Genomic DNA, 6,266 nt, shown 5'->3' on the forward strand with positions numbered 1-6,266 from the left:
CGGTCAGACCAGCTCCGCCGGTCGGGTCTCCGAATGGCGCGTCCGCTCCGCCTGCCGAAGGGCCATTCGCGCCGCCAGCAGGATCGCCGCCCGGGTCGCGCCCGGATGGGCGACCCCGCGCCCGGCGATGTCGTAGGCGGAGCCGTGCGCCGGGGTGCAGATCGGGAAGGGAAAGCCGCCGAGCAGCGTGACGCCCCGGTCGAAGCCGATCAGCTTCATCGCGATCTGGCCCTGGTCGTGATACATCGTCACCACCGCGTCGAATTCCCCCTTGTTGGCCCGCAGGAAAACGGTGTCCGGCGGAAACGGCCCCTCGGCCGCGATCCCGTCGCGCTGGGCCGTCTCGACGGCCGGCCGAATGATCTCGTCATCCTCGTGGCCGAAATTGCCGCTGTCCCCGGCATGCGGATTGAGGCCCGCGACCGCGATCCGGGGCTCCGCGAATCCGGCATCCCGGAGCGAGGCGTGGGTGAGCCTGATGCCGCGCAGCACGCGCGCCTCCGTGATCAGGCCGGCCACCGCCGAGAGCGGGACATGCGACGTGACGCGGGCGTTCCACAGGCCCTCGAGCACGTTGAACTCGCTCGCCGGTCCCGTCGTGCCCAGAATGCCCGCCGTGTAGCTGATCTCGTCGTCATAGGGCGGATGGGCGAGCTTCATGGCCGGCTTGTTGAAGGGCGTGAAGCAGACGGCGTCGGCGAGGCCGGCCTTCCCCATCTCGAGGCAGGTGCGAAAGTTGTCGAGCGCGGAACGCCCGCCCGCTTCGCTGGACGTTCCGAGACGGATGCTCTCCGGGTCGAGATGTCCCAGGTCGCGGAGAACCGGACGACCGCCGGGCGAAAGCGGCTCGTTCGGACCCCGGATGTCGATGTCGAGTGCGAGGCCGGCTTCGACCGCTCCCCGGGAGAGCACGCGGGCATCGCCCACCACGACGAGGGAGCCGGCCTCACGGATCTCGGGATCGGCCACCATCCGGGCTGCGAGTTCCGGTCCGATCCCGGCCGGGTCGCCGATCGCAAGCGCGATGGTCGGTCTCTGGTTGCCCAGCATGTCGGTCCTCCTCCCATTATCTGTGCGGAGGGTGGCCGAGGTTGGTCAGCCCCTCCCGTCCCGGTCGACGGCCTAACCGGCGCCGAATTCAAGCACCATAGCGCCGTCCGGCCTCGATCGTCAGGCCTGTTCCGACGGATCCGAAGGTGTCGCCCTCCACGATCCGCGCAGACGGCATCGTCCGGGTGACGGCCTCCCGGACATGAGGCAGCCGTGTCGATCCGCCGGTGAGGAACACGGCATCGATGCCATCCGGCGGGAGCGCCGCCTGGCGCAGACAGTCGACGATCCGGGTCCGCAGCCTCTCCGCCAGGCCGGCCGTCGCTTCGACGAGGTCGGGCCGATGGACCTCGACCGACAATCCGGCTTCGAGCCAGTCGAGCGGGATGGCAGCGTTCTCGGAATCGGACAGCTCGATCTTCGTCCGCTCCACCTCCATGGCGAGCGTGTGTCCGCGTTCCGCCGAGAGCACGGCGAGAAGCCGCTCGATCAGGTCGGGCCGGGCTGCCTCGCGTTTGAGAGCCTGCACCTCTCGCCGGATCTTCGGCGCATAGAGCCGGTTGATGCTCGACCAGGTGGCGAGGTCGTGGAAATAGGAGGACGGGACGTCGAGGCTCGGCCGCCTCATCGGGGTGCCGAAGCCGAGTTCCGGCATGACCTGCTTCAGGCTCAGCCGGTAGTCGAAATCGGTGCCGCCGATCCGGATGCCGTCATTGGCCAGGATGTCGGTTGCACGCTCTGCCGTCCGGGTTCGGCCCGGCCCCAGGCGCACGATCGAGAAGTCGGAGGTGCCGCCGCCGATATCGGCGATGAGCGCGATCTCCTCGCGGCGGAGCGAGCGTTCGTAGTCGAGCGCGGCCGCGATCGGCTCGTATTCGAACGAGACGTGGCGGAACCCGATCTCGGTCGCGATCTCCCGAAGGACCTCTTCGGCTCGCCTGTCGCCCTCGGGGTCGCCATCCACGAAATGCACCGGCCGTCCGTGCACGACGCTCTCGAGTTCGCGCCCCGCCGCGGCTTCGGCCCGTGCCTTCACGGCGCCGAGATAGCGCGCGATCACGTCCCGGAAGGTGATGCGATGGCGCCCGACCTGGGTCGTCTCGGAGACGAGCGGCTTGCCCAGCACCGACTTCAGGCTCCGCATCAGGCGTCCGGGCTGACCCTCTACATAGGCTCCAATCCCGGCCCGCCCGATCGTCGCGGTCCCGTCCGGGGCGAAGAAGATCGCGCTCGGGATGGTGACGTCGTCGCCCTCGAGCCGGGCGAGGTGAGGCGAACCCCCCGCCAGCGTGCCGAGCGTCGTGTTGGACGTGCCGAAATCGAGGCCGCAGGCCGCCATGAGCTCACAAGGGTTCGGGGGAGGGCGCGGCCTCTACCAAGTGCGGCCGGCCGGCTCAAGCCGTGAGCTGGGGTGGGTCATCCTCCGAAGCGGCCGCCTCGTCCAGCACCGCGGCCGCGATCCGATAGGGAAAGCCCGCCCTGCAGAGCGCCGCGAGGTCGCGGTCCCGCCGAGCGGGGTCCGGGCGAGGGCGGAAGGGTCCAAGGCGCTTTCGCTCTGCGTATCGCCGCGCCAGGGCGAGGTCGTCGGGCTCGTGCGCGGCCAGAGCCGCGGCCGCGGCTTCGTCCGGCACGCCCTTGACCTTCAGCCGCATGCGAATGGCGCGGGTCGAGGTACCGCGCCCCATCAGCGCGCCGGCCTTCATCTCGGCGAAGCTACGGTCGTCGACGAGACCCGACCGGACGATGCGGGCCACGACCTCGGCAATGTCTGCCAGGATCCCGTCATCCAAGGATCCCAGCTCGCCCAGCCGCTTCTTGGCCTTTCGGGCAAGAACGCGCCGGAGATTCTCCGCGGTGGACGCGTAGCGCTCGAGATAATGCAGGGCGGCGCGTTCGAGATAGGCGGGGTTGACGGGTCGAGGACCCGTCTTCCCGCTCGCGTCGCTCCGCATTCAGGTGCCGCAGAAGGTGGCAAGGACCCGCTCGTCCGGCTCGGGCGCCTCAGTGTAGCGCGCCATCGCCGGCTGGTCCTCGAAAGGCCGGGCGAGAACGGAGAGGAGTTCCTCGAACGGCCCGAAATCGTCGCGATCGGTCGCAGCGCGGATCACGGCCTCGATGCGATGGTTGCGGGGGATGAAGACCGGATTGACGGCCCGGATCCGGTCGGCCGCGCCCGCAGCCCCGTCCGGCTGCTCGGCCAGGCGCTGCCGCCAGCGGTCCGCCCAGGCGTCGAAGGCGGTCGGATCGATGAAGAGCGCGCGCACCGGCACGTCGCCCTCGCCCGCCGCCGCCGCGGCGAGGTTGCGGAAGGTCAGGGTAAAATCGGCCCGGTTCTCGGCCATCGTCTTCAGGAGGTCGTTTGCGAGGAGCAGGTCCTGCTCGTACGCGCCCGTGAGACCGAGCTTCCGGCGCAGACCGGCATGGTAGGCGGCCTCGAAACGGGGTGCGAAGGCGTTGAGCGCTTCTTCCGCATCGGCCACGGCATCATTCTCGTCGTTGGAGAGGAGCGGAATGAGGGTCTCGGCGAGGCGGGTCAGGTTCCAGAGCGCGATGCGGGGCTGGTTGGCGTATGCGTAGCGGCCCTGCTCGTCGATCGAGCTGAACACGGTCCCGGGATCGTAGGCATCCATGAAGGCGCAAGGCCCGTAATCGATCGTTTCGCCGGCGATCGACATGTTGTCGGTATTCATCACGCCGTGGATAAAGCCGACGAGGAGCCAGCGGGCGACGAGTACGGCCTGGGCGGCGATGACGCTGTCGAGGAGAGAGCGGTAGGGCCGCTCGGTCTCGCCGGCCGCGGGGTAATGCCGGGCGATGACGTAATCCGCGAGCGCCCGAAGACCCTCGACGTCGCGCCGGACGGCGAAGAACTGGAAGGTGCCCACCCGGACGTGGCTCGACGCCACCCGGGCGAAGACCGCGCCCGGCAGCATGGTCTCACGCATGACGGGTTCGCCGGTCATGACCGCCGCAAGCGCCCGCGTCGTCGGGATGCCGAGCGCGGCCATGGCTTCGCTGACGATGTATTCCCGCAGCACCGGGCCCAAAGCCGCCCGCCCGTCGCCCCGCCTCGAGAACGGGGTCGGGCCGGAGCCCTTGAGCTGAATGTCCCGACGCCGCCCGTCCCGGTCCAGCACCTCCCCGAGCAGGATGGCCCGGCCATCTCCGAGCTGCGGCACGAAATTGCCGAACTGGTGCCCTGCATAGGCAGCTGCGATCGGCTCGGCGCCCTCCGGCACGTGCTTGCCCGCAAGGACGTCCACCCCTTGCGGCGACGACAGCCAGTCCGGATCGAGCCCGAGATCGAGCGCGAGTTCGTGGTTCAGCCGGACGAGCCTCGGTCCCCGGACCGGGGTCGGCGACACGCGCGCAAAGAAGCGGTCCGGCAAGCCGACATAGCTGTTCGTGAAGGGAATTCGGGAGGTCGCGAGTGGCTGAGACAAGGTGATGTCCGGCTGAGACAAGGGCGGTTGCAGGCCAACGCCCGAACCGTCGATAGGATCGGAGAGCGTCCGTCCGGAACCGAGGGCTCGGCCACTGCAACGTTGGGCCCTGCTTCCGACGAGGCTTCGCGACGGCCCGTCCGCTGAGCGGGTGCGCTCGGAAGCCGAAACGAAAATCGCCGCCCGAAGGCGGCGATTCGAACGGCTCGCGCGAACGCGGCTCAGTAGAAGCGGTAATACCGATAGCGCGGCCGGTAATACCGGTAGCGCGGGCGATAGTAGTTGTACCTCGGACGATAATACCTGCGGTACCGGTAGCGCGGCCGAGAATAGTAGGTCCGGTAGACATAATAGGCCTTCTCGGCCTTCAGGGGCGATGCGATCGCCGCCTGAGCAGTGGCCCCGAGAGGGGCTGCCTGGCCCGGGCTCTGCGCGAATGCGAGAGCGCCGACCACGAGCGCCAGAACCAGAATGATCCGTCTCAGCACATCTGTCTCCTTGGATCGAAACCGCCCACCCGTGTTTAAGCTAAGCCGTGACAGGCTCAAGCGTAAAGGTCAGAATGGTAAATCGACGGGGACGCAGCGCCTGTGTTGACGCGCCTGCATTGACAGCCCAGCTTCCGAGGGCGGGGCGCTCGGATCCTTTCAGGCTCGACACGAGCCGCTTCTCGGACAGGCCCATGACGACGCCGAACCGCACCCAACATATTCGCCTGACCTCGCATCCCGAGCCGGGCGCCGCCATCGGCCGTCACCCGGTGCAATGGGGGGTCGCCGACCCGCGGGAGCGGGGGCCGCTCATCGGCTCGGTCACCAACCCGGCCGATCGCAACGTCATCGGCTCGCATGGCGGGTCCTACTCGGTCTATCGCGCGCTCGCGATCTCGGCGCGGGCGCTGAACCCGCTCGCCCGGCCCGATCTCCACAACACCCATCCGGTGGTGGCGGTCGGCCCGCATCCGCAATGGTCCGATCCGGATCGGATCGTGTCGCTCGATCCCTTTGGCCACATGGTGGGCGAGCTTTTCGCCCGGGAGATCGAGACCGGAACCGACATCCGCCCCACGATCGCGATCACCAAGGCGCGGCTGAACCTCCCGGAAATCCTGGCCGCCATGGCTGCCCATCGGATCGCGCCGGACGGCGGCATCCTGCACGCGAACGGGGACGTGTCGGTCACCAAGATCGCGATCGATCCGGTCTGGTGGCTGCCCGGGATCGCGCGCCGGTTCAGTGCCACCGAGCGCGACCTTCGCCGTACGCTGTTCGAGCAGACAGGCGGGATGTACCCGGAGCTCGTGACCCGCCACGACGTCAGCGTGTTCCTGCCGCCGATCGGGGGCGCGACCGCGTATATCGTGGGCGAGGTCGAGGCCCTGTCCGATCCGGCGCGTCGCGTCGCGTGCCGGGTCCACGACGAGTGCAACGGCTCGGACGTCTTCGGCTCCGACATCTGCACCTGCCGGCCCTATCTCGTGCACGGCATCGAGGAATGCGTGAAGGAGGCCCAGACCGGCGGGGCCGGGGTCGTGGTCTATAACCGCAAGGAGGGACGGGCGCTCGGCGAGGTGACGAAGTTCCTCGTCTACAATGCCCGCAAGCGCCAGGAGGGCGGCGACCAGGCCTCGACCTATTTCGAGCGCACCGAATGCGTCGCCGGCGTCCAGGATGCCCGCTTCCAGCAGCTCATGCCCGACGTGCTGCACTGGCTCGGCATCCGCCGCATCGACCGGCTGATGTCGATGTCGAACATGAAATACGACGCCATCGT

At 68.8% G+C, this 6,266-nt stretch carries 6 protein-coding genes; 1 reads left to right on the plus strand and 5 read right to left on the minus strand.

The window, feature by feature from the left end:
• Positions 1-3: 3 nt before the first annotated feature.
• The 5 genes from ACFE87_RS21335 to ACFE87_RS21355 all read right to left on the minus strand — a co-directional run bounded on the left by ACFE87_RS21335 (position 4) and on the right by ACFE87_RS21355 (position 4,981).
• Positions 4-1,050, minus strand: a complete 1,047-nt coding sequence (locus ACFE87_RS21335; RefSeq protein WP_375461679.1) for a 4-hydroxythreonine-4-phosphate dehydrogenase PdxA — start codon at positions 1,048-1,050, stop codon at positions 4-6.
• 88 nt (positions 1,051-1,138) lie between these two features.
• On the minus strand, positions 1,139-2,389 hold the full coding sequence (locus ACFE87_RS21340; RefSeq protein ID WP_375461680.1) for an Hsp70 family protein: 1,251 nt from the start codon (positions 2,387-2,389) through the stop codon (positions 1,139-1,141).
• A gap of 55 nt (positions 2,390-2,444) precedes the next feature.
• Positions 2,445-3,002 (minus strand): regulatory protein RecX, encoded by a 558-nt coding sequence (locus ACFE87_RS21345; RefSeq protein ID WP_375461681.1) that lies wholly within the window; start codon positions 3,000-3,002, stop codon positions 2,445-2,447.
• Entirely contained in the window at positions 3,003-4,493 is a 1,491-nt protein-coding gene (locus ACFE87_RS21350) for a YdiU family protein (protein ID WP_375461682.1), read from the minus strand. It lies immediately after the preceding gene.
• Positions 4,494-4,714: 221 nt separating this feature from the next.
• A complete protein-coding gene (locus ACFE87_RS21355) occupies positions 4,715-4,981 on the minus strand; it encodes a hypothetical protein (protein ID WP_375461683.1) in 267 nt (88 codons plus the stop codon).
• A gap of 194 nt (positions 4,982-5,175) precedes the next feature.
• Between ACFE87_RS21355 and ACFE87_RS21360 the strand changes: the two genes are divergently transcribed.
• Positions 5,176-6,266: GTP cyclohydrolase II (locus ACFE87_RS21360; protein WP_375461684.1), on the plus strand; the 1,091-nt coding region annotated here is incomplete at its 3' end.

It is taken from the genome of uncultured Enterovirga sp., assembly GCF_964242715.1.
Lineage (GTDB): Bacteria > Pseudomonadota > Alphaproteobacteria > Rhizobiales > Beijerinckiaceae > Enterovirga.